23 protein-coding genes, 1 tRNA gene and 1 other RNA gene are annotated in these 21,729 nt (G+C 34.3%); 8 read left to right on the forward strand and 17 right to left on the reverse strand.

Annotation, left to right across the window (positions count from 1 at the left end; all coding sequences use genetic code 11):
• Nucleotides 1–457: 457 nt before the first annotated feature.
• A complete protein-coding gene (locus ACP7BT_RS05140) occupies nucleotides 458–859 on the forward strand; it encodes a hypothetical protein (RefSeq protein ID WP_041079672.1) in 402 nt (133 codons plus the stop codon).
• Here the strand turns inward: ACP7BT_RS05140 and ACP7BT_RS05145 are convergent.
• From ACP7BT_RS05145 to ACP7BT_RS05205, 13 genes are all read right to left on the reverse strand, one after another.
• On the reverse strand, nucleotides 835–1,227 hold the full coding sequence (locus ACP7BT_RS05145; RefSeq protein ID WP_309474015.1) for a sigma-70 family RNA polymerase sigma factor: 393 nt from the start codon (nucleotides 1,225–1,227) through the stop codon (nucleotides 835–837). The two genes, ACP7BT_RS05140 and ACP7BT_RS05145, sit on opposite strands and share 25 nt — an antisense overlap.
• Nucleotides 1,228–1,589: 362 nt before the next feature.
• Nucleotides 1,590–1,950: a transfer-messenger RNA gene (ssrA, locus tag ACP7BT_RS05150) on the reverse strand.
• A 106-nt stretch (nucleotides 1,951–2,056) separates the two neighbouring features.
• The gene (gene smpB, locus ACP7BT_RS05155; protein WP_426303745.1) at nucleotides 2,057–2,521 is read right to left on the reverse strand and encodes an SsrA-binding protein SmpB; all 465 of its coding nucleotides are present in this window, start codon (nucleotides 2,519–2,521) and stop codon (nucleotides 2,057–2,059) included.
• A 22-nt stretch (nucleotides 2,522–2,543) separates the two neighbouring features.
• On the reverse strand, nucleotides 2,544–4,934 hold the full coding sequence (rnr, locus tag ACP7BT_RS05160; protein ID WP_426303746.1) for a ribonuclease R: 2,391 nt from the start codon (nucleotides 4,932–4,934) through the stop codon (nucleotides 2,544–2,546).
• A gap of 38 nt (nucleotides 4,935–4,972) precedes the next feature.
• On the reverse strand, nucleotides 4,973–5,713 hold the full coding sequence (locus ACP7BT_RS05165; RefSeq protein ID WP_041079692.1) for an alpha/beta hydrolase: 741 nt from the start codon (nucleotides 5,711–5,713) through the stop codon (nucleotides 4,973–4,975).
• Nucleotides 5,714–5,846: 133 nt separating this feature from the next.
• On the reverse strand, nucleotides 5,847–6,080 hold the full coding sequence (gene secG, locus ACP7BT_RS05170) for a preprotein translocase subunit SecG (protein ID WP_011303582.1): 234 nt from the start codon (nucleotides 6,078–6,080) through the stop codon (nucleotides 5,847–5,849).
• A 68-nt stretch (nucleotides 6,081–6,148) separates the two neighbouring features.
• Nucleotides 6,149–6,610 (reverse strand): hypothetical protein, encoded by a 462-nt coding sequence (locus ACP7BT_RS05175; RefSeq protein WP_041079693.1) that lies wholly within the window; start codon nucleotides 6,608–6,610, stop codon nucleotides 6,149–6,151.
• A 491-nt stretch (nucleotides 6,611–7,101) separates the two neighbouring features.
• Nucleotides 7,102–8,406: a surface-displayed alpha-enolase gene (gene eno / locus ACP7BT_RS05180; protein ID WP_011303585.1), complete on the reverse strand. Its 1,305-nt coding sequence runs from the start codon at nucleotides 8,404–8,406 to the stop codon at nucleotides 7,102–7,104.
• Between the two features lie 191 nt (nucleotides 8,407–8,597).
• Complete coding sequence (gene gpmI, locus ACP7BT_RS05185; RefSeq protein ID WP_041079694.1) at nucleotides 8,598–10,115, reverse strand: 2,3-bisphosphoglycerate-independent phosphoglycerate mutase; 1,518 nt, start codon at nucleotides 10,113–10,115, stop codon at nucleotides 8,598–8,600.
• A 1-nt stretch (nucleotide 10,116) separates the two neighbouring features.
• Nucleotides 10,117–10,878 carry a triose-phosphate isomerase gene (gene tpiA, locus ACP7BT_RS05190; RefSeq protein WP_041079695.1) on the reverse strand — a complete coding sequence of 254 codons (762 nt, stop codon included), beginning with the start codon at nucleotides 10,876–10,878 and terminating at the stop codon, nucleotides 10,117–10,119.
• Nucleotides 10,879–10,957: 79 nt separating this feature from the next.
• Complete coding sequence (locus ACP7BT_RS05195) at nucleotides 10,958–12,148, reverse strand: phosphoglycerate kinase (protein ID WP_011303588.1); 1,191 nt, start codon at nucleotides 12,146–12,148, stop codon at nucleotides 10,958–10,960.
• Nucleotides 12,149–12,279: 131 nt separating this feature from the next.
• Nucleotides 12,280–13,287 (reverse strand): type I glyceraldehyde-3-phosphate dehydrogenase, encoded by a 1,008-nt coding sequence (gene gap, locus ACP7BT_RS05200; protein WP_011303589.1) that lies wholly within the window; start codon nucleotides 13,285–13,287, stop codon nucleotides 12,280–12,282.
• Nucleotides 13,288–13,327: 40 nt separating this feature from the next.
• Nucleotides 13,328–14,356: a sugar-binding transcriptional regulator gene (locus ACP7BT_RS05205; protein WP_041079696.1), complete on the reverse strand. Its 1,029-nt coding sequence runs from the start codon at nucleotides 14,354–14,356 to the stop codon at nucleotides 13,328–13,330.
• 377 nt (nucleotides 14,357–14,733) lie between these two features.
• On the opposite strand from ACP7BT_RS05205, the gene ACP7BT_RS05210 reads away from it, so the two are divergent.
• Nucleotides 14,734–14,961 carry a hypothetical protein gene (locus ACP7BT_RS05210; protein WP_041079697.1) on the forward strand — a complete coding sequence of 76 codons (228 nt, stop codon included), beginning with the start codon at nucleotides 14,734–14,736 and terminating at the stop codon, nucleotides 14,959–14,961.
• Nucleotides 14,962–15,075: 114 nt separating this feature from the next.
• On the opposite strand, the gene ACP7BT_RS05215 is transcribed toward ACP7BT_RS05210, so the two are convergent.
• Entirely contained in the window at nucleotides 15,076–15,723 is a 648-nt protein-coding gene (locus tag ACP7BT_RS05215) for a DUF4887 domain-containing protein (RefSeq protein WP_041079698.1), read from the reverse strand.
• 291 nt (nucleotides 15,724–16,014) lie between these two features.
• Between ACP7BT_RS05215 and ACP7BT_RS05220 the strand changes: the two genes are divergently transcribed.
• The 3 genes from ACP7BT_RS05220 to ACP7BT_RS05230 all read left to right on the forward strand — a co-directional run bounded on the left by ACP7BT_RS05220 (nucleotide 16,015) and on the right by ACP7BT_RS05230 (nucleotide 17,700).
• Nucleotides 16,015–16,206 carry a hypothetical protein gene (locus ACP7BT_RS05220; RefSeq protein WP_041079699.1) on the forward strand — a complete coding sequence of 64 codons (192 nt, stop codon included), beginning with the start codon at nucleotides 16,015–16,017 and terminating at the stop codon, nucleotides 16,204–16,206.
• 370 nt (nucleotides 16,207–16,576) lie between these two features.
• Complete coding sequence (locus ACP7BT_RS05225; protein ID WP_041079700.1) at nucleotides 16,577–17,473, forward strand: TIGR01777 family oxidoreductase; 897 nt, start codon at nucleotides 16,577–16,579, stop codon at nucleotides 17,471–17,473.
• 23 nt (nucleotides 17,474–17,496) lie between these two features.
• Nucleotides 17,497–17,700 carry a hypothetical protein gene (locus ACP7BT_RS05230; RefSeq protein ID WP_041079701.1) on the forward strand — a complete coding sequence of 68 codons (204 nt, stop codon included), beginning with the start codon at nucleotides 17,497–17,499 and terminating at the stop codon, nucleotides 17,698–17,700.
• A gap of 65 nt (nucleotides 17,701–17,765) precedes the next feature.
• Here ACP7BT_RS05230 and clpP read toward each other — a convergent pair whose 3' ends face one another.
• The gene (gene clpP / locus ACP7BT_RS05235; RefSeq protein WP_002483889.1) at nucleotides 17,766–18,350 is read right to left on the reverse strand and encodes an ATP-dependent Clp endopeptidase proteolytic subunit ClpP; all 585 of its coding nucleotides are present in this window, start codon (nucleotides 18,348–18,350) and stop codon (nucleotides 17,766–17,768) included.
• A gap of 153 nt (nucleotides 18,351–18,503) precedes the next feature.
• Here clpP and ACP7BT_RS05240 point away from each other — a divergent pair.
• The 3 genes from ACP7BT_RS05240 (at nucleotide 18,504) to ACP7BT_RS05250 (ending at nucleotide 19,552) form a co-directional block, all read left to right on the forward strand.
• Nucleotides 18,504–18,575: transfer RNA gene (locus tag ACP7BT_RS05240), tRNA-Arg, on the forward strand.
• 450 nt (nucleotides 18,576–19,025) lie between these two features.
• The gene (locus ACP7BT_RS05245) at nucleotides 19,026–19,148 is read left to right on the forward strand and encodes a hypothetical protein (RefSeq protein WP_306505247.1); all 123 of its coding nucleotides are present in this window, start codon (nucleotides 19,026–19,028) and stop codon (nucleotides 19,146–19,148) included.
• A 2-nt stretch (nucleotides 19,149–19,150) separates the two neighbouring features.
• Nucleotides 19,151–19,552, forward strand: coding sequence for an Ltp family lipoprotein (locus tag ACP7BT_RS05250; protein ID WP_309474016.1), 402 nt, complete (start codon nucleotides 19,151–19,153; stop codon nucleotides 19,550–19,552).
• Between the two features lie 116 nt (nucleotides 19,553–19,668).
• Here ACP7BT_RS05250 and ACP7BT_RS05255 read toward each other — a convergent pair whose 3' ends face one another.
• Both ACP7BT_RS05255 and whiA read right to left on the reverse strand, forming a co-directional pair.
• The gene (locus tag ACP7BT_RS05255) at nucleotides 19,669–20,514 is read right to left on the reverse strand and encodes a YitT family protein (RefSeq protein ID WP_002483891.1); all 846 of its coding nucleotides are present in this window, start codon (nucleotides 20,512–20,514) and stop codon (nucleotides 19,669–19,671) included.
• A 238-nt stretch (nucleotides 20,515–20,752) separates the two neighbouring features.
• Nucleotides 20,753–21,697: a DNA-binding protein WhiA gene (gene whiA, locus ACP7BT_RS05260; RefSeq protein ID WP_002483892.1), complete on the reverse strand. Its 945-nt coding sequence runs from the start codon at nucleotides 21,695–21,697 to the stop codon at nucleotides 20,753–20,755.
• Nucleotides 21,698–21,729: the final 32 nt, after the last annotated feature.

A 21,729-nucleotide genomic window follows, 5' to 3' on the forward strand; every position in this document is an offset into this window, starting at 1 on the left:
AGGGGTTTAATCATAACATTTAATTTGATATTTTTGTAGATTTTTTAACATTTCGTACTACCTACGTATAAAATCATCAAATAACCACCCAGTGACATGTGTGGGTGGTGGATATAAAAAGATATTTGAGAAAAGGCTAGCGATTCATATGTAAATACATTATACCATAAAAAAATAGGGCGAGCACATAAGTGCCTGTGCTCTAATGATTTTATATTAATTTTTACTTCCCCTCTATAATACTCCATAAAATAATAGATCTAGGAATTGCTGCAAAAATTCTTTTTTTTGATTGGATTTTAAACAAACATATATTTGTGCATTTTAATATCCCAATCGTTTTTTTAATAAATAAACATTACATTTAAGAATAAAAAATACAACATTTAGGAATTATAACATTTTATTTTTAGAGTATTATGATAAATTATTTATAAAAATATTTGGAGGGATTTACTTGGATGAAATTTTAGAAGATATTAAAAAAAGTGCTTGGAACTTTATTACACTGATTATTTCAGTCTTTTTATTTTTTACTTTGAAATCTACTGTTGATTCATTTGTTTCTCAATATGGTGCAAAAGTAAAAGTTAAAAATTTATTTGTTGACGGTTATCTTAGTGGAACTTTAAGCATCTTAGGTCTTATTTTTATTACTTTAGTATTACTATGTGCCACTATTTTTTTCTCATATTTGATATTAAAGGGCGATTTTTCACTTACGGCGATTTTTCAAATATTAATTTCTATTGGTTTTATCATTGCAACATTATCTTTAAGCTCTGTACCATTTATTGGTACTTTGATTATGCTAATAATAATCACTATATTCATTTACTTCATAATTAATGAAAGATAGTAACTTAAAAAGGGCTTTAAAATAGCCCTTTTTTCATTCCAACTTATCCAACAACGCATTAAACATCTGCCTAACTCGTTGTGCCTCACATCAAATATACTTCCTATCTTTTCATAACTAACGCCTTTACAAAGTAGTAGGAACAAACAAAACTCTTTATCCGTCCCTACTCTTTCTACTATAGTTTCTAATTCATTGAAAAATATCGCATCTTCAAAATTGTTATTATCTATCACGTTATTTACTGGTTGATCACTTACATTAAAGAATTCATCAATACCAACTTCTTCATCACGTGTATCGTTATTCTCTATTGTCTTGTGGTAGTTTAATATAAATTCTTTAACAGTAGCTTTATCATACTTCATACATATTCTACTGCCTTTGCAACACGTTTTAATATAACCTCTCTAGCATGTCTTAATGTTAACTCACTCACACCTATTACATCAGCAATCACTTCATCTGTATACTTCTTATCATCCCACCACGTGAGCTTTATAATCTGTTGTATTTTAACTTCACTCTCTTTTTGACGCTGTTTATTGCGTTCTACACACTAATGATGATGCACTTTATATAAATCTACCTGTAACTTATCAATCGTCTTAATTGCCCTCTTACGTCCAAATTATACATATATATCATAAATTTTCACTGATCTTAAAATAGTTGTTATTTGTGTACCCAAAAATAAAAAAGCCTACAACCACATGGGTTGCAGACTATATAGTGGAGACGGCGGGATTCGAACCCGCGTCCAGAGGTTCTGATACTAGCACTTCTACGTGCGTAGTCTATCAATGAGTTTCGCATAATGGGAGGTGATAGACATCCGTCATTATGCTAGTTTGATTCATCTCTTCTAGGCAGACTTCAAACGGCAGTGCCTAGCGTATCCTACTAAAGGTTGAATCGCGTTAACAGCACATAGGAGATGCTGTTAGGCGATGCAGAGTGCTATTACGCAGCTACTGCGAAATTATTGTTTTCTTTGCCAGTTATTATAACTGTGTGTGTTAGTGACGGAGACAGCCCTCCGACACGCTTAACTAGCTCATGGAACCCCTGTCGAATCCAAAAACGCCCCCTGAATAATATTAAATGTACTTTCTGGTAGGCTGTATCTGTTACAGCGCTTTTTCAGAAAGCACATATTATATTACCAAAGATTCATATCTTTGGCAATATATCCGCTTAATAACAGGCTTTCATCTCTCTAGCTACATCACGTTGTACTGCTTTTTCTTTTAATGCTTGACGTTTGTCGTATTTTTTCTTACCACGTGCAACGCCAAGTAAGACCTTACAGTGCCCATGTTTGAGATAGAGTTTCAAAGGTACGATAGAGTAGCCAACTTCACGTGTACGCTCACCTAACTTCGCTATTTCACGTTTGTGTAGTAAGAGCTTACGTGAACGTCGTGGATCATGGTTGAATCTGTTACCTTCTTCATACGGCGCAATGTGCATATTGTTTAGAAACATCTCGCCACGATTCACTTGCGCATAACTATCTTTAAGGTTTGCACTACCACGACGAATTGACTTGATTTCTGTTCCTTGTAACACAATGCCCGCTTCAATCGTATCTTCTATATTATAATCATGTCTGGCTTTACGATTTTCTGCTAGTGTTCCTGGTGATTTTTTCTTTGGCATTGAGTTTCACCTCTTCGTTGAGTTATTTTTTCTTCTTACGTGCTTTATTTTTTACATTTTTATCTTTATAAAATGGTTTATGCTTTGTGTTGCCTTTACTTTGGTCGCTTTGACGTTTGTTTTTACCTTTACGTTGTTTCTGTTTAGTACGTCCACGTCCGCCTTTACCATTTTTATCATCTTTAGATTTATCTGATGAATTGCCACGTGGTTTGGCTTGGATTGTCTTACCACGTGATGGTCTTTGACCGCGATCTCTATTTGGTGTTGGCATACCGACGATTTGGAAATCAATCATACGTTCATCAACATCTACGTTAATGACTTTAATTTGAACAGGATCACCGATGCGGAATACTTTCGCTTGGCGTTCACCTATCATTGCCATTTGACGTTCATCAAAATGGTAATAATCATCCGTCATGTTAGATACATGCACCATACCTTCAATTGTGTTTGGTAATTCAATAAACATACCGAAATTCGCAACTGAACTAATAATCCCTTCGAATTCTTCGCCAATATGTTGCACCATGTATTCTGCTTTTTTCAATTCATCTGTATCACGTTCTGCTTCGATTGCTCTACGTTCTCTTTGAGACGTATGTTCAGCAATTTCAGGTAACAATGCTTCCCATTTATTTCTTTCTTTTCTGTCCATGGATTGTTCAATAATATATTTGCGAATTAATCTATGAACAATTAAATCGGGATATCTACGTATAGGTGACGTGAAATGTGTATAGTATTCAGCTGATAAGCCAAAGTGTCCTAAGTTCACATCATCATAACGTGCTTGTTGCATTGAACGTAACATCATCGTTGAAATCACCATTTGTTCTGGTTGACCTTCAACTTCTTGTTGAATTTTTTGTAAAGTAGACGGGTGAATATCTTCACCTGTACCTTTAATCATTAATCCAAAATTAGTCACGAAATCAAAGAATTGACGTAAGCGCTCTGATTTAGGTTGTTCATGGACACGATAGATAAATGGTACTTCTAAACGATCAAAATGTTCCGCGATAGTTTCATTAGCCGCTAACATAAATGATTCAATTAAGCGTTCGCCTTCACCACGTTGTCTCATTTCTACATCCGTTGGGATACCTTCTTCATTAACAAGTACTTTAGCCTCATTAATATCAAAATCGATTTCACCACGACGTCTTCTCATATGGATTAAGCGCTGAGATAAATCTTGCGCTAAATCTAACATCGGTGTGATTTCACTATATTGATTACGTGTTTCCGTATTTTGATCAGTAATAATTTCATTTACTTCATCGTATGTCATACGATAATTAGAATGAATCACACTATCAAAGATTTCATGGCCAACAACATCGCCACGTTCATCTATTTCCATTTGGCAACTTAATGTAAGTCGGTCCACTTGCGGGTTTAATGAACATATACCATTACTTAGACGGTGTGGAATCATCGGTATCACTCGGTCTACTAAGTAGACACTTGTTGCACGACTGTATGCTTCTTTATCAAGCGCTGAATCTTCAGTTACATAGTAACTTACATCAGCTATACTGACTGTTAATTGTGTATGACCATTGCTTAACTTTTTAACACTAATCGCGTCATCTAAGTCTTTAGCATCTGCACCATCAATGGTAATCGTTAGTTCATCGCGCAAATCGCGACGACCTTCAATTTGTGATGGCTCGATATGATCTGGTACTGCTTCAGCTTCTGCGAGCACATTGTCAGGGAATTCAATTTCGATACCATGTTGATAGATGATAGATAGAATATCTACACCTGGGTCATTCTTATGGCCTAAAATTGCCGATACGATACCTTCAGGATTATCTGTACCATCTGCGTATTTCGTAATTTGTACGAGTACTTTATGTCCATCTACTGCACCTAAATTTTGACCTTTAGGAATAAAGATGTCTTGCATAATACGTTTATCATCTGGTAATACAAAGCCGAAGTGACGTGCTTCACTATAAGTACCAACGACTTGTGTGACTGAATGTGTTTCAATCGTCTTAACTTCGCCTTCTAATTTCCCTTTGTGTTCACCTTTAGATTGATGTACTTCCACAAGGACAGTATCACCATCCATGGCTCTATTGATTTTCGTTGGTGGGATGAAAATGTCATCCATATCCTCTTCTTCAGGACGTAAGAAAGCAAAACCTTTTTTATTTTGACTTAACTTACCTTTGATTAATTTGGATTGTTTGGCATTGTTAGATGCTTTACGTTGATATCTATCTGTTTTTGTACGTTGAATCAAACCTGTTTGTTCTAATTCAACAAGCACCTTGATTAAATCTCTAAATGAGTCGGCACTATTTAAACCTAATGCATCTTGAAAATCAGACACAGACATGGGTTCATAATCTGGTTGTTTAATTATTTCTTCAATGGATTGCTTTAAATTCATTATGCCCCTCCTTTCTATTTTTAAATACTTCTAAATTTTTAATTCGACCAATCTAATGATTCTAAGAAATTGTATACGTCTTCGAATACTAATTCTTTTTCTTTATCAATTGTAATGACATGTCCTGAATTCGCATACCATTTGATATCTTTTTCATCAGATTCGCTCTCATTGTATATAACATTTGCAGAATCTGTATTAATCATTTGATCTTGTTCTGCTTGGACAACTAATAATGGATCCATTACTTCATCTATGTGATCTCTGACATCCTGTATTTGTCCTTGTAACTCTTTTAAAGTGTCTGTAGGTTTAAAGTTTGTCATTTCTTTTTCAATGGTAGCTTCATCTTTACCTTCATACTTTTTAAAATTACGCGCATATTCTAGAACACCGTTAAACATAGACCCTTCCGTCTTAATGTACATAGGTGAACACATTGTTATAATACCCTTTACATCTCTGTTTAAGCTTAATTTCAACGCATAACATCCACCAAGTGACAATCCTGCAACAACGATTTCATCATAACCTTTGTCTACTAAGAAATCATAGCCATCTAGTGCATCTTTAAACCATACAAATGGACTTGAACTTAATATTTCTTCAGGTGGTGCTGCATGTCCTTCATATTGTGGTGCATACGATGTGTAGCCTTTCTTCTGCAAGTAACGCCCTAATTGTCTCACATCTGAGGAATTCCCTGTAAAGCCATGTAACAGTAACACAGCTCTATTACCTTCTTCAAAGAAGAATGGTTCTGGAAGTTTAATCTGCATTGTGTTTCAATCCTTTCGCTTATGCTTTAGTACGTGTCGTTTATTTAAATTCATCTTTTATTTATCTCAATTATTTTTAAAAGCTATATTAACTATTATAAATAAAAAAGCCCGACTTTAACATTGTCGGACCTTATAAACCAAAATAACTTATGCCTAACATTAACAAGAAGAAAATGACAGACAATACAATTGTTAATCTATGCAAGAATAAATCAATACCGCGTTGCTTTTGTTTACCAAATAACTGCTCGGCGCCACCACTAATTGCGCCTGAAAGTCCATTACTTTTACCTTCTTGGAGTAATACAACAGTTACTAATGCAATACAATCTAAAATCAAAAGTACCATTATTAATGTATGCATGAAAATTGTCCTCCATTCATTATATACGAAACGCATTATATCATACGTTTGTCGTCTTTAGCAAACTTCTATCTATTGAACGTGCTTTTACGTTTAATCGAAACAATTAACATATAAACAGCTAACACAAATGATAAAACGAGTACCAGTGTTAAAGGAATGATATTCACGCTAGATTTGATATCTAATATCGCGCCATAAACTGCACTAATGTTAATTAAATTATACAATATTTGTGATACGAATACCGCAAACATAAACCACCATAAATAGGTATGTCTGTTCCAGATTGCGAAGACACCTGCTAAATTCGCAAAAATATACATTATTCCTGTAAATTGGAAACTATTTTTAATTGTACCCACAGCATTTTCAGATGTTGTCTGTCCGCTATTTGATAATAGTTGTTTAATAACACTATCATCTAAAACTACGAATAAATGTATAACATAAAGAATCGCAATGATGACTGAACTATATGCAATCAGATGAGCCGTTTTAATTTCTTTAGACTTAGGTTTTACTTCCATAATTCGTTAAGACTCCTTCTTTATTTTACATCTTTAATTATATCAGTTTAATTGTAAAAGATGAACAATTTAAGTTAATCATCATTATAAAGTAACACGCCGAGTTCATTCGCTTCGTATGATTTATGTATTTGTCTCAATAAATTTATACTTTTTAAAATGAGCAAGTCGGACTGTGGGCAGTGGCTCTATGGATTGCCTATTAGAACAGCAATATGATACTTCAAATATAAAAGTCTAAGTACCACAGAATAAACGATAAGAACCATTACTTTTTAATTTATTTATTAACTTATTAGGCAGTAATTTGGATCGACTCGAGCATGAAAACACTAGCCGAAGACTACGGGCCGTATCTGTATCCAAGAAAAGCGAGTACAAAAAAGAGCACAAAAAAACTGCCAACAAAATCGGAGACTTTGTTGGCAGTTTAACACAGATCCTCAATAATCTGCGTTTAGCGCGTGAACTCTTAAATTTTTTATGCTGTATTATTTAGATAAGTTATAGAAAGATTTAAGTCCGTCGAACTTGCCAGTTTCGTATAATTCATCTTCAATGCGTAATAATTGGTTATATTTCGCAATACGGTCAGTTCTTGATAATGAACCTGTTTTAATTTGACCTGCATTTGTAGCAACTGCAATGTCAGAAATTGTAGTATCTTCTGTTTCACCAGAACGGTGAGATACAACTGCTGTGTAGCCAGCTTTTTGAGCCATTTCGATAGCGTCAAATGTTTCAGTTAATGTACCGATTTGGTTAACTTTGATTAAGATTGAGTTACCGATACCTTTTTCAATACCTTCAGATAATTTAACTGTGTTTGTAACGAACAAATCGTCACCAACTAATTGTACTTTATCACCGATACGATCAGTTAATACTTTCCAACCATCCCAGTCATTTTCGTCCATACCGTCTTCGATAGTGATAATTGGGTATTTGTTAACTAATTCTTCAAGGTAATCAACTTGTTCTTCAGCTGAACGTTTCGCACCATTTTCACCTTCGAATTTAGCGTAGTTGTATACACCATCTTCAAAGAATTCAGAAGAAGCACAGTCGAAGCCTAAGAATACATCTTTACCTGGCTCTAAACCAACGGCTTTAATAGCTTCTAAGATTGTTTCAACAGCATCTTCAGTACCTTCGAATTTAGGAGCGAAACCACCTTCGTCACCTACTGCTGTTTCTAAACCACGATTTTTAAGGATTGATTTTAAGTTGTGGAAGATTTCTGCTCCCCAACGTAATGATTCTTTGAATGATTCAGCGCCTACTGGCAACACCATAAATTCTTGGAATGCGATAGGAGCATCAGAGTGAGAACCGCCGTTAACGATGTTCATCATTGGTACTGGTAATTGTTTACCATTAAATCCACCTAAGTATTTGTAAAGTGGTTGTCCTAATAAATCAGCTGCTGCACGAGCTACTGCAATAGAAACACCAAGAATAGCGTTAGCACCTAATTTACCTTTGTTTTCAGTACCGTCTAATTGGATCATCATTTTATCGATTGAAACTTGTTCTAATACTGAAAATTCACCTTCAATAAGCTCTGGTGCAATAATTTCGTTAACGTTGTCAACTGCTTTCGTTACACCTTTACCTAAGTAACGTGATTTATCTCCGTCACGTAATTCTACTGCTTCATGTTCACCAGTAGAAGCACCTGATGGTACTAATGCACGTCCGAATGCACCACTTTCTGTTAATACTTCTACTTCAACTGTTGGGTTACCACGAGAGTCAAGGACTTCGCGAGCGTAAACATCTGTAATAATTGGCATGTTTATAATCTCCTTTATAAATAAGTAGTTTAGAAATATTAAATTTCATCTTCATTATAGCTTTAAATACTATAAATACAAAGTAATTTAATTCTCTTGTGTTGTTTATAAGCAACTAACCATTTTAATGAAAATATCTCAATTTCGAAATCGTTAGCTTCTCAATCTTGCTCAAAGCGATCAAACTTTGATTAGTGATTAATGAGTGATTCACCAGTCATATCTTCTGGTTGATCTACATTTAATAAATCTAATAATGTTGGTGCTAAATCACCAAGACGACCCGTTTCACGTAAAGTAACGCCATCTTTTGTCACAATGACTGGAACTGGGTTTGTCGTATGCGTAGTCATTGGTTGATCATCATCTGTAAGGACCATGTCTGAATTACCGTGATCGGCAGTAATGATTGCATGACCGCCCATTTCAGTAATTTTATCAACAACTTCGCCTAGACATTCGTCCACGGCTTCAATTGCTTTAATTGTTGGTTCTAACATACCACTGTGTCCAACCATGTCTGGGTTAGCAAAGTTTAAAAGAATTAAATCTAAGTCACCTTTATTTAATTCTTCAATTAAAGCATCTTTAACTTCATATGCGCTCATTTCAGGTTTAAGGTCATAGGTTGCGACTTTAGGTGAATCGATTAAACGACGACGTTCACCTTCAAATTCTTCATTACGACCACCACTCATGAAATAAGTCACGTGAGGGAATTTTTCTGTTTCAGCAATACGTAATTGTTTAAGTCCGTTATCTTGTGCAACTTCACCGATTGTATTCGTTAAATCAACTTTTTCAAAAACAATATCTGCATTCACGTTATCATTATATTTAGTAAACGTTGCATAAAATAAGTCGTTGATTTGTTCTACTTTAAAGCCTTCGAATGCTTTATCAGTAAATATTTCAGAAAGTTGTCCAGCTCTGTCAGGACGGAAGTTATAAAAGATGACTGCATCGCCATCATTGACACCTTCGTTTTGGTCTTGGACGATAAATGGTTCAACAAATTCATCTGTTAAATCTTTATCGTAATTCGCTTTGACACCTGCTTTAGCAGATTCGAATGTTGTTCCACCAAAATTGCGGATAGCATTGTATGCTTTTTCTTCTCTGTCCCAACGTTTGTCACGATCCATTGCGTAATAACGACCTGATACAGATGCGAATTGACCAATACCTAGTTCTTTAAACTTCGCTTCAGTTTCTTCAATATATTTTAATGCTGATTTTTGATCAACGTCACGTCCATCTAAAAAGGCATGAACATATACTTTTTCTAAACCTTGTTTTTTAGCTAAATCTAATAACGCGAAAAGGTGTTTGTAATGGCTGTGTACGCCACCATCTGATAATAAACCAAAAACATGTAGCACTGAATCATTTTTCTTAACATGATTGATTGCATTGTTTAATACATCATTTTCAAAGAAATCGCCGTCTTCAATAGATTTATTGATACGCGTTAAACTTTGATAAACGACACGTCCAGCGCCAATGTTCATATGCCCAACTTCTGAATTACCCATTTGACCTTCTGGAAGTCCAACATCTAAACCACTAGCTTCGATTTGAGTAGTTGGATACTTACTGTAATAACGATCAAAGTTAGGTTTATTAGCTAGTTTCACAGCATTACCGTGTTCGCTCTCTCTGTTTGCAAAACCATCTAAAATAATTAATGCAGTTGGTTGTTTAGCCATATTATTTTGCACCTTCTAACAATTGTACAAAATCATCCACTTTAAGTGATGCGCCGCCTACAAGTGCACCATCAATGTCTGATTCTGCCATGTATTCTTTAATGTTGTTAGGTTTCACACTACCACCATATTGAATACGTGTTGCGTCAGCTACAGTTTGACTTGATAATTCTGCAACTGTTTGTCTTACAAATGCACACATTTCATTTGCATCTTTAGCAGTTGATGATTTACCAGTACCGATTGCCCAGATTGGTTCGTAAGCAATCACAAGTTGTTGTAATTGTGCTTCAGATAAACCCTCTACAGCTTTTTTAACTTGGTTGCCAACAACTTCATTAGCTTTACCACTTTCACGCTCTTCATCTGTTTCACCTACACAAACGATTGGTGTCATACCGTGATTGAAAATAGCGTGTGCTTTTTTGTTAATTTCTTCATCTGTTTCATGGAAGATTTCACGACGTTCAGAATGTCCGATAACGACATATTTAACGCCTAGGTCTGCTAATGCAACTGGAGATGTTTCACCAGTGAATGCGCCGTTATCTTCAAAGTAAGCATTTTGAGCACCGATTTGTAAGCCTTGTGCTTTACCATCATTTACTAAAGTAACTAATGCATCTAATTGAATTGTTGGTGCACAAATTACTGATTCTACTTCTTTTGTATCAGGTAATGTTGGTAATTCATTGATAAAATCTTTTGCTTCTTTAACTGTTTTATTCATCTTCCAGTTACCTGCGATAATTGGTTTTCTCATTATATTACACTCCTATTAGTAATTTATGATTAAATGTGTTGCCACTGATAATCATGGATAGCTGTTTTTAGTCGTGCGCTTATTTGTTTGCGATTGCTACTACACCTGGTAGTTCTTTACCTTCAAGGTATTCTAATGATGCACCGCCACCAGTAGAAATGTGACTGAAGTCATCACCATAACCTAATGAAATAGCTGCAGCTGCTGAATCTCCACCACCAATAATTGTATTAGCGTCTTTTAATTCAGCGATTGCTTCACAAACGCCGATTGTACCTTTAGCAAAATTACTTAATTCAAATACGCCCATTGGTCCATTCCATACTACCGTATGCGCACCTTGTAATTGTTCTTTAAATAATTCAACTGATTTTGGTCCAATATCCATAGCTTCTTGGTCTGCTGGGATATCATCAACAGAAACCTCAGTGATTTCAGCGTCATTTGAGAATTCTTTTGCAACTTTACAATCAACTGGTAAGACGATTTGATCGCCTGCACGGTCTAATAATTCTTTTGCAAAATCAACTTTATCTTTTTCTAATAAAGATAAACCAATTTCTTTACCTTGTGCTTTAAAGAACGTATATGACATGCCGCCACCGATCAGTACTTTGTCAGCAATCTTCAATAAGTTTGTGATAACGCCAATTTTGTCAGAAACTTTGGCACCACCTAGAATTGCAACTACAGGTTTATCAGGGTTTTCAACTACGCCACCGATATATTTAATTTCTTTTTCCATTAAGAATCCTGCAACTGTTTCTAAATTAGATGCAATACCCACATTTGAAGCGTGCTCACGATGCGCAGTACCAAATGCATCATTTACAAATACATCGCCAAGTGAAGCCCAGTATTTTCCTAATTCAGGATCATTTTTAGATTCTTTTTTGCCGTCTACATCTTCAAAACGTGTATTTTCAACTAGTAAAACATCGCCTTCATTAAGATCTTTGACAGATTGTTCTAGTGTTTCTCCACGTGTTTCAGGTACAAAAGTAACTTCTTCACCTAATTTTTCTGTTAATGCATTAGCAACAGGTTTTAAAGTTAATGCTGCTTTATCACTTTCTTCTTTCACTTTACCTAGATGTGAAAATAATACAACTTTTCCACCTTGTTCAATGATGTATTTAATTGTTGGTAAAGCTTGAACGATACGGTTGTCGTCAGTGATTTCTCCATCTTTCATCGGCACGTTAAAATCTGCGCGAACAAGTACAGTTTTACCTTTTAATTCTAAGTCAGTTACAATTTTTTTAGCCATGTAAGCTTCCTCCTCTAAATGGAACAACAAATTAAAATAAGCGGAGAAGCGTTGTGCTCCCCGCTTACTCCTAAGCTTATTGTTTAAATTTAACAGCACATTAAAGTTGTTAAATTCATTTTTACATCAAATTATTTAGCTTGAGTTGCTAAGTGTTCTAATGTACGTACTAATTGTGAAGTGTAAGACATTTCGTTATCGTACCAAGCTGCTACTTTAACTAATTGACGGTCGCCAACAGTCATTACACGAGTTTGTGTTGCATCAAATAATGAACCATAAGTCATACCGATTACGTCTGAAGATACGATTTCGTCTTCTGTGTAACCGAATGATTCGTTTGAAGCATTTTTCATTGCAGCATTTACATCTTCAATGCTTACATTTTTTTCTAAAACAACTGTTAATTCAGTTAATGAACCAGTTGCAACAGGAACACGTTGCGCTCCTCCATCTAATTTACCATCAATTTCAGGAATTACTAAGCCAATTGCTTTAGCAGCACCAGTTGAGTTAGGGATGATGTTTTCAGCAGCTGCACGCGCACGACGTTTGTCGCCTTTTCTGTGTGGTGCATCTTGTGTGCTTTGGTCACCAGTGTATGCGTGTATAGTAGTCATGAAACCTTCTACTAAACCGAAGTCATCATTTAACACTTTAGCAACAGGAGCTAATGAGTTAGTAGTACATGAAGCACCTGAAACAACAGTTTCTGAACCGTCTAATTCTTGGTGGTTTGTATTATAAACGATTGTTTTTAAATCGCCTGTAGCTGGTGCAGAGATTAATACTTTTTTAGCACCTGCATTGATGTGTGCTTCTGCTTTTTCTTTATCAGCGAAGAAACCAGTACATTCTAATACAACATCGATGTCTAAGTCTTTCCAAGGTAATTTACTTGGTTCAGGCTCAGAGAATGATTTTACTTCTTGTCCGTTTACGCGGAAACCGTCTTTTTCTACTTCAACTTCTCCTGTGAAGCGTCCTTGCATAGTATCATATTTTAATAAATGAGCTAACATTTCGTCATCTGTTAAATCGTTTACTGCTACTACGTCGATTCCGTCAACGTTTTGAATTCTTCTGAATGCTAAACGACCAATTCTACCAAAACCATTAATTGCTACTTTTACTGCCATTAAAATGGCCTCCTTTAAAAATGATATTTAAAAAGTGTAATCACTTTTTATTACTGTTATTTACGATTGCACTTGCTGCACCTTCGTCTGTAATTAATACAGTGTTTTTTGGAGCAATAGAAAGGTAAGCTTTAATTGCTTCTCCTTTAGATTTACCCCCAGCTACAGCAAATATAAACTTTTTCGATTCAAGGTCTTCTAATTGTAGTCCAATTGTTTTCACTTTATGGACGATATCGCCTTGATCATCGAAATAATATCCAAATGCTTCTCCCGAGGCATTGTGATGTTGAAGTTTTTCTATAACTTCGTTTGGTGATTGACGTCTTCGCGCCATCTTCAGCGCATCACCAATGCCGTGGATTGTAATATTGGATTCTCTAATTTTTTCTAGGGTGTGAATAACTGAAGGCTCTAACATAAGTGTATTGTATGTCGTTTCACTCACATTATCTGGGACATATAATGTCGTATAATCACCATTCGTTTGTTGTGCCATACTCGCTGCAATGGTATTTGCTTGATATACAACATTTTCACCCAGTCCGCCTCTTGCTGGAACAAAGAAAACATCATGTGGCTGTTTATGCATTGCCTCACTCACGTAGGCCATCGTAGACCCACCAGTGACTGCTACAATGGCATGATCATAAAGAACATCTTCAACCAACTGTCCTGCCTGTCGTGATAGTTCGATTTTTACTGCTTTATCAGTTTCAGAATCACCTGGTATCACATAGACGTCTTTAATGTCATATTGTTCCTTAATCAACTGTGAAAGATGATGGTCATCAGAAAAAACATTAAAATAACTATTTAGCTGACGAACAGTTGCTTCACCTTCTTCAGTGATTTCCATGCCTGTTGGCTTAACCTTGATTAGTTCTTGTTGCTTCAATGTGTCTGTTTCTGTACGTAATACACGTTCAGTTAAATCCATATATTCACTTAAGCTACGTCTACCTACGGGTTGGTGCTTAGCAATAGTAGTGAGAATTGAAAAACGTCGATACATTTTTTCAACAAGTTCTGGCACAAGTTTTTGTTGAACTTTTATCAAATCATTCACTACTATCCTCCTCCGTTTCATTATAAAGGGTCAAGTTCCAACCATAGGTTGACTTTTTACGTCCCTAGCGGGACAAAAAAATATAACCTCTTATATTTGCAATAATACTACTATCGATTTGAAATTGCAAGAGAAATACACTTCTCTTAATTTTTACTTATTACCTTTATATATTCTATTCGTTCCTCTAAAATGTCTTGCATTGTTGTATTACCCGATTAATCATTTACTAATCATAAATCATTATATTTTCCGATTCTTAAAAATTAGTAACCACCCACTTATGATAGCGGCTTAAATACACTTGTAGAATCATTGCTTCTATTATCTTTAATCTATAAAATAAAAGTATAGATTATCAATTGGGAGGAAAATACATGTCACAGAACGATCATCCAGAAGTCATTGATCCAAACGATCGACGTTATAAAGATGAAGATTATTTCAAAAATCCTAAACAACCAGATCATTCGCATTCAAATCAAACATTTCACTATTCTAAAAACATAGGATGTGGCTGTGGACCTTTTGGTTGTCTTAGCGGTTGTATCACACTCATACTATTATCCTCACTCATTACTTTCTTATTAAATTTCTTATTTTAGTCTGTGTGCTTAAATACTATAAAACAAACCGTATAACACGTGTTTTTAACGCTATAAAAATAGGACCTTGAAATCATATGATTAACATCGATTTCGCAGTCCTATTAATTATATTTAGTCATCTTCTGAAGATGACTCGCTTGAGCGTTCATTGGTACTTGAACCATTATTGTTGCTTTGTGCTGATCTTTCTTGTGTATTATTTTGAGAACTTCTTTGTTGAGTTGATGGTTCTGGTTTTTTCTCTTCAGTCGATGGTTCAGATGTTTTTTCTTCCGTTGAAGGTTCAGAAGTTTTCTCCTCGGTTGTTTTTTCTTCTGTTGAAGGCTCACGTGTTTTTTCTTCAGTAGAACGTTCTTCAGTTGTTTTTTCTTCTGTGGTAGCTTCTTTCGTTTTTTCAGGTGATTTTTCTTCTGTTGTACGAGGCTCAGTCGTTGCTGGCTGTTGTGTTTGCTGCGTCTGTTGCGTTTGCTGTGTTTGTTGTTGCGTTTGAACTGTTTGCTGCGTTTGTTGTGTTTGTTGAGACTCTTGTGTAGATTTCTCTTTATCTTTTTTGTCTTTTTCTTCTTTTGTCTTCTGTTTTTCTTTCTTATCTTTTTCTTCTTGTTTCTGATCTGCTAAACGTTCATTCGCTTTGTTTGAATGATCTACAAATGCAAAAATAGCAAAAATTAATCCACCTACTAATAATAATACGATTAATCCACTTACAATTTTCGCAAAACCACTCATTTTCTTGTTGTTCGGATTATGGTTTGGCATATGCTCCCCTCACTTCAATTTATATCATAACATTTGTTTTCATTTATGCGCATGCTTTCAATAACAAATGTATATTTTACACTATTTCATTTATTAATTAAACTCATTAACTATTTTTTAACCTAGATGTTATCTTAACGACATATGTATAGTAAAATACATATATAACTTAAAATTTAATACTATAGTTTAATATTGATCTATAGTAATCTTCGTTTTCAATACTTTTGTAAATTTTTATTATTAATATGAATAAGCTATAACATTAATATAACAGGATGTGTTCTAAAATTGAAAAAGCATGATCCATTTGATGAATTAGTGGAGCAAAAATCATCTCAAAAAAGAGGTCTGCGTCAAATTATGATCGATAACGATCATTACGAATCAAAAGACCGAGATAAAAAGCGCTTCCCCTTCTTTATGATGATTATTATTTTGTTATTCATAGCCACTGGAATAATTTCTATACTTACTTTATAGGGCATAACGACCTTCATATCCTTATAAAATGTTTTGACTTAAATGTAAAAAGATAGTTACACAAAGCAAATTGCGTTAACATATAAATATAGGCCTATACGCAATGCGTACAGGCCACTACTAAAGGGAGTCAAAATTTTACCTTCGTTAGTATATTATGGGGTATACTCGAAATAATTAAGAGATGATTAATTAATATCGAAGGTATCTCAATTATAAAATGAATGCTCTTTATTTTAAATAGTTCTTAATACGAGTAAATGACATATTATTGAACAAACAATGAAAAAATTATGACCTTCAAATGTGATTCGATTGATTCTCTCTAATCATTCCAACATTAGGCATTACTAAATTATGAGGTGATAAAATGAAACATTATTTAATTACAGGTGGTACAGGTATGATAGGATCGCAATTAGTTAAAGCTATCATACAAAGTGATGCGCATATAACGATTTTAACTAGACAGGATATGACTTCATCACACCCTAAGATTTCCTACGTCAATTGGTCTCAATCAAATTGGGAAAATGAAATACCTGATATCGATATCGTCATTAACCTTGCAGGTGCTAGTTTAAATAAACGATGGACTAAATCCTATAAACAAACCATTATGCTAAGTCGTATACAAGCTACACAAGCTTTATTCGAATTATTTCAAAATCGTAAACATAAACCAGAAGTATTATTCAATGCGAGTGCTGTTGGTTACTATAAACCAGACTTATATCGTACGTATACTGAATTATATAAAACACTTCCTTTTGATTTTTTATCGGAAGTCGTATATCAATGGGAAAGAATGGCTCGCCAATTTGAAACGCTTGGTACGCGTGTCGTTATTGGTCGGTTTGGAATGGTCTTGTCTAATGATGGCGGCGCACTACCAATGATGAAATTGCCTTATGACTTTTATCTTGGTGGAAAATTAGGTTCAGGAAGACAATGGTATTCTTGGATTCATATAGATGATTTAGTGAGAGCCTTGCTCCATACTATCAATACGGAAAGTGCACGAGGTGTATTTAACTTTACTGCACCGATTGTAGAACATCAAAACATGTTTGGGTATACACTTGCACGCGTTTCTCATCGCCCTCATCATACATGGGTCCCATCGTTAGCCATTAGATTAGCTTTAGGTCAAATGTCGACTGTTGTGCTCGATACACAAAAAGTAATACCTAATAAATTACAAGCAACTCATTTCAAATTTAAATACCCTGATTTAAAAATCGCACTCGAAGATTTAGTACATTAAGTGAATAGGAAGCGAAATGAATCATGAAGACAGATCGATTAACACATGCCTTATTATTTATCGCTGGATTGTTATTATTAATTAATGGTATCTGTGCTTTTGAACAAAATTTAACTATGCTATTTATATCATCAATATTGGTAATAAGTGGTATCTGTGTAACATTTGTAGCCATTAAATTAATTTGGCACAACTATCGTAGACTTAAAGTTAATAACAATTCATAATGTGAGATAAATAGAAAAGCCAAGCTACTAATTATGTAGCTTGGCTTTTTTAATGAAATTAAATCTTATGATTCTGGTACCATAACTTGGTCAACAAGACCATAGTCTTTAGCTTCTTCAGCTGATAAGAAATTATCACGATCTGTATCTTGCTCAATTTTTTCAATTGATTGACCAGTACGTTCAGCTAAAATTTGGTTTAATTTAGCACGTGTTTTAAGAATATGATTAGCAGCAATTTCAATTTCAGTCGCTTGTCCTTGCGCGCCACCTAATGGTTGGTGGATCATTACTTCAGCGTTTGGTAATGCAAAACGTTTACCTTTTGCACCTGCTGCAAGTAAGAATGACCCCATTGATGCAGCCATACCGATACAAATTGTTTGTACATCTGGTTTGATGTGTTGGATTGTATCGTAAATAGCGAAACCAGCAGTTACACTACCACCTGGTGAATTGATATAAAGATAGATATCTTTTTCTGCATCTTGTGCTTGTAAGAATAATAATTGAGAAACAATAGAGTTTGCTACATTATCATCGATTTGAGAACCTAACATTATAATACGGTCTTTTAATAAACGTGAGTAAATGTCATATGCACGTTCCCCACGGTTTGTTGTTTCAATTACTGTAGGTATTAAATTCATTAATATTGCCTCCTTATTTCTAACTGATAAACTTATTTTAACCTAAAAGTCAAACATGGTCAAAAAATAACGCTCAAAAATTTTATGAAAGTTGAATTATTCTTATTGACCGTTTTCGTTAAGATTTGTACACTTATATTAATGCGTCTTTACCCCCTCGTAGTGTAATGGATAACACGTAAGATTCCGGTTCTTAAGATAGGGGTTCGATTCCCTTCGAGGGGACTAATAAGTAATAAAAGTATACTTTTCAAATTAAAAAGGGAAGATAACCAATATAATGCGCACACGAGTTCAATCTCATGTATTTTATATTCCTACTTAAGTCATCCCCTACTTGTACAATCAATCAGACCGAGACATCAAAAAATGATTCTCGATCTGATTTTTTCATTTTTTAAAATTCTATTAATAAAAAATGGATTACACTGAGAAATGTAATTTTCCACACTGATTATGATATTAAGTACCAAATTATCTTAATTATTAAAAATACATCCTTATCTAAATGAGATACTTAAAAATCAATTCTTAATATATACACAAAATTCACGCTTTTTATATTGAACAATATATAAACGTAAAGATAATTAGTAATACAAAATTCATTTTAAATTTACAATCATTTGATACACTTGTAAAGATTAGATTATTTTACAAAGGGGAAATGAGACATTGGCAGACAAGCAAATTAGTGATGCGCAGTGGATAGAATACCAAGCGCATCAAAATCAACAAAAATCGAAAAAATTAGTAAAGGTTGGTTTTGGGGTTGTGGATCTGGTTGCGGTTGTTTAATTTTGTTAGTAATTATCATTATAGGCATCTCAGCATGTACTGCAAACCTAGGCAACGTAGACACTAATGATAATTCATCAAACAATTCAAACAACAGTAGTGCTTCTAGAGAAGAAAAATCTGCATTAAATAAAGCGAAAACCTATTCGAACGTTATGCACATGTCAAAAGATGGCATCTATAATCAATTAACGTCTGAAGCTGATGGTTTTAAAGAATCAGATGCACAATACGCAGTAGATAATTTAAAAGCGAATTATAAAAAGAATGCTCTCGAAAAAGCTAAAGATTATGCTGATACACAGGATATGTCAAACGATGCAATATACAATAAATTAACATCAGATATTGAACGATTCACGGACGAACAAGCGCAATACGCTATTGATCAATTAGATAAATAGTGAACTTCTAAAGCCCTAATTCAACTTTAATTATTGTTGATGGGACTTAATTAAACTTAACATTAAAGAAACGATATTTCGGTATTGAAACCGAAATATCGTTTTTTTTTTGCCTCTTAATTCATATTTATAAAGGTACTGCCTAAAACATCACGTACATCGTGAATCACTAGGAATGCATTTTCATCCACTTCATTTACCAGTTTCTTGACTCTTGTAACTTGTGATTGCGGTACAACGACGTACAACATATGTGTTTCTGACTTTCCATAACCACCTTTACCAGTTAATATGGTTGACCCTCTACCGGTAAACGCATTGATTTTATCACTAATTAAATCACTTTTGCTAGAAATCACTGTAACTGCTTTTTTCGGATTGAAACCTTCGATAATGAAGGACGTGGCACGTTCCGTAACAAATAACATAATAATCGTAAACAGCACATTTTCTAATGGTAGTACCATTAAGAATGAAAGAACAACGAGCGCATCTAGTATAAAAATACCTTGTGACGTTTTGATCTCGGAATATTTATTTACAATTTTCGCAATGACTGATGTACCACCCAGTGTACTACCAGTAGAAATTACTAGCCCTGCACCGATACCAATCACAGCGCCCCCAAATAAAGAATTAATAACAAAATTATCTACACCTAGATTAATATTTTCAGTTAAATGTAAAAATAGAGACAACGCAGTGTTGGAAATAACGGTGTAGACCGCTACCGTTTTACTTAAAAATTTCCACCCTACAAATACGACAACGGTATTGATAATAAATGAGGTCCACGCTGGCGATAAACCGAATGCATACATAAGAGATAATGATATCCCTACTGTGCCGCCATCACCTAGGTTTGATCCAAGTAAAAAACAGTTTACGCCAATCGCATTTATGAATGTACCAATTAAACAGAATATAATGTTTTTATAATGCTTGTTTATCAAATTTTTCATAAATACCCTCCCTTTTCACTATTTTATTATTGTGGTTTATAAATAATATGTTCAATATTCATCAAGTAATGCCTAAATATTAAAAAAGACACCTCCATGAGGCGTCATTAATTGAAATTCATACTTTTCATTATATTAGCATATTTATTTTATGTGTGACGAGAAGAAATTCAATTTACACTTAATTCTTTTTCAAATTAAGAGATAACCATGCAAAACTGATGATACACCTTATGTGCTATAGTTCGATAGGCTCACCGCTTCTTAATTTATCAGCCATCTCATTTAACTTTCTTAATCTATGATTCACACCAGATTTAGATATTTTTCCCGTGGACATCATTTCACCTAATTCTTTTAATGAAACTTCTTGATGCTCAATTCTTAATTTTGCGATCTCACGCAATCTATCTGGAAGGTTGTCTAAACCAATTTCTTTATCAATTAAATGTATACTTTCTACATGTTTCATGGCTGCGCTTACAGTTTTATTTAAATTGGCTGTCTCACAATTAACCAATCGATTCACAGAATTTCTCATATCTCGAACAATACGAACATCTTCAAATTTCAAAAGTGCTTGATAACCACCTATCAAACTTAAAAAATCGGATATTTTTTCTGCTTCTTTTAAGTAAGCAATGCTGCCTTTCTTACGTTCTAGATGTTTTGCATTTAATTCATATGCATTCATTAATTGTGTGATACCTTCAGAATGGTCTTCATATAACGAAAAAACCTCTAAATGATAAGATGACGTTTCTGGATTATTGACAGAACCACCAGCTAGAAAGGCACCTCTCAAATAACTGCGACGCATTTCATCATCATGAATCATAGTTTCATCGATTTCATGGGTAAAGACACCATTTTTTAAAATACCTAAATCATCTAATATTTCTCTGGCTCTTGCCTTAATACGACAAATATAGATATTATTCTTTTTCAATTTCATTTTCTTGCGTACGAGTAGTTCCACTTCCACATTAAACACTTTTTTTATTAACGAATAAATCCGTCTTGCTGTTGTTGCATTTTCGGTTTGAACGTTAATAACAAACTGTTGATTGGATAGACTGAGTGCACCATTCATTCGAATAAGCGCACTGAGCTCTGCTTTTGCATTTTTTTCATCTACTTCAATTCTAGTAAGTTCATTTTTCATATCTGATGCAAAGCTCATGATTCAATCAGTCCCTTCTTATAAGTTTATTG

It is taken from the genome of Staphylococcus sp. Y174-1 (assembly GCF_049897865.1).
GTDB lineage: Bacteria > Bacillota > Bacilli > Staphylococcales > Staphylococcaceae > Staphylococcus > Staphylococcus saprophyticus.

Excerpts from the sequence above, each read along its gene's own strand:
- gpmI (WP_041079694.1), bottom strand. The coding sequence starts at position 10,115 with ATGGCTAAACAACCAACTGCATTAATTATTTTAGATGGTTTTGCAAAC.
- rnr (WP_426303746.1), bottom strand. The coding sequence starts at position 4,934 with ATGAATTTAAAGCAATCCATTGAAGAAATAATTAAACAACCAGATTAT.
- secG (WP_011303582.1), bottom strand. The coding sequence starts at position 6,080 with ATGCATACATTAATAATGGTACTTTTGATTTTAGATTGTATTGCATTA.
- ACP7BT_RS05210 (WP_041079697.1), top strand. The coding sequence starts at position 14,734 with ATGTCACAGAACGATCATCCAGAAGTCATTGATCCAAACGATCGACGT.
- tpiA (WP_041079695.1), bottom strand. The coding sequence starts at position 10,878 with ATGAGAAAACCAATTATCGCAGGTAACTGGAAGATGAATAAAACAGTT.
- whiA (WP_002483892.1), bottom strand. The coding sequence starts at position 21,697 with ATGAGCTTTGCATCAGATATGAAAAATGAACTTACTAGAATTGAAGTA.
- ACP7BT_RS05255 (WP_002483891.1), bottom strand. The coding sequence starts at position 20,514 with ATGAAAAATTTGATAAACAAGCATTATAAAAACATTATATTCTGTTTA.
- ACP7BT_RS05225 (WP_041079700.1), top strand. The coding sequence starts at position 16,577 with ATGAAACATTATTTAATTACAGGTGGTACAGGTATGATAGGATCGCAA.
- ACP7BT_RS05195 (WP_011303588.1), bottom strand. The coding sequence starts at position 12,148 with ATGGCTAAAAAAATTGTAACTGACTTAGAATTAAAAGGTAAAACTGTA.
- clpP (WP_002483889.1), bottom strand. The coding sequence starts at position 18,350 with ATGAATTTAATACCTACAGTAATTGAAACAACAAACCGTGGGGAACGT.
- ACP7BT_RS05175 (WP_041079693.1), bottom strand. The coding sequence starts at position 6,610 with ATGGAAGTAAAACCTAAGTCTAAAGAAATTAAAACGGCTCATCTGATT.
- ACP7BT_RS05165 (WP_041079692.1), bottom strand. The coding sequence starts at position 5,713 with ATGCAGATTAAACTTCCAGAACCATTCTTCTTTGAAGAAGGTAATAGA.
- ACP7BT_RS05215 (WP_041079698.1), bottom strand. The coding sequence starts at position 15,723 with ATGCCAAACCATAATCCGAACAACAAGAAAATGAGTGGTTTTGCGAAA.
- smpB (WP_426303745.1), bottom strand. The coding sequence starts at position 2,521 with ATGCCAAAGAAAAAATCACCAGGAACACTAGCAGAAAATCGTAAAGCC.
- gap (WP_011303589.1), bottom strand. The coding sequence starts at position 13,287 with ATGGCAGTAAAAGTAGCAATTAATGGTTTTGGTAGAATTGGTCGTTTA.
- ACP7BT_RS05145 (WP_309474015.1), bottom strand. The coding sequence starts at position 1,227 with ATGAAGTATGATAAAGCTACTGTTAAAGAATTTATATTAAACTACCAC.
- ACP7BT_RS05230 (WP_041079701.1), top strand. The coding sequence starts at position 17,497 with ATGAAGACAGATCGATTAACACATGCCTTATTATTTATCGCTGGATTG.
- eno (WP_011303585.1), bottom strand. The coding sequence starts at position 8,406 with ATGCCAATTATTACAGATGTTTACGCTCGCGAAGTCCTTGACTCTCGT.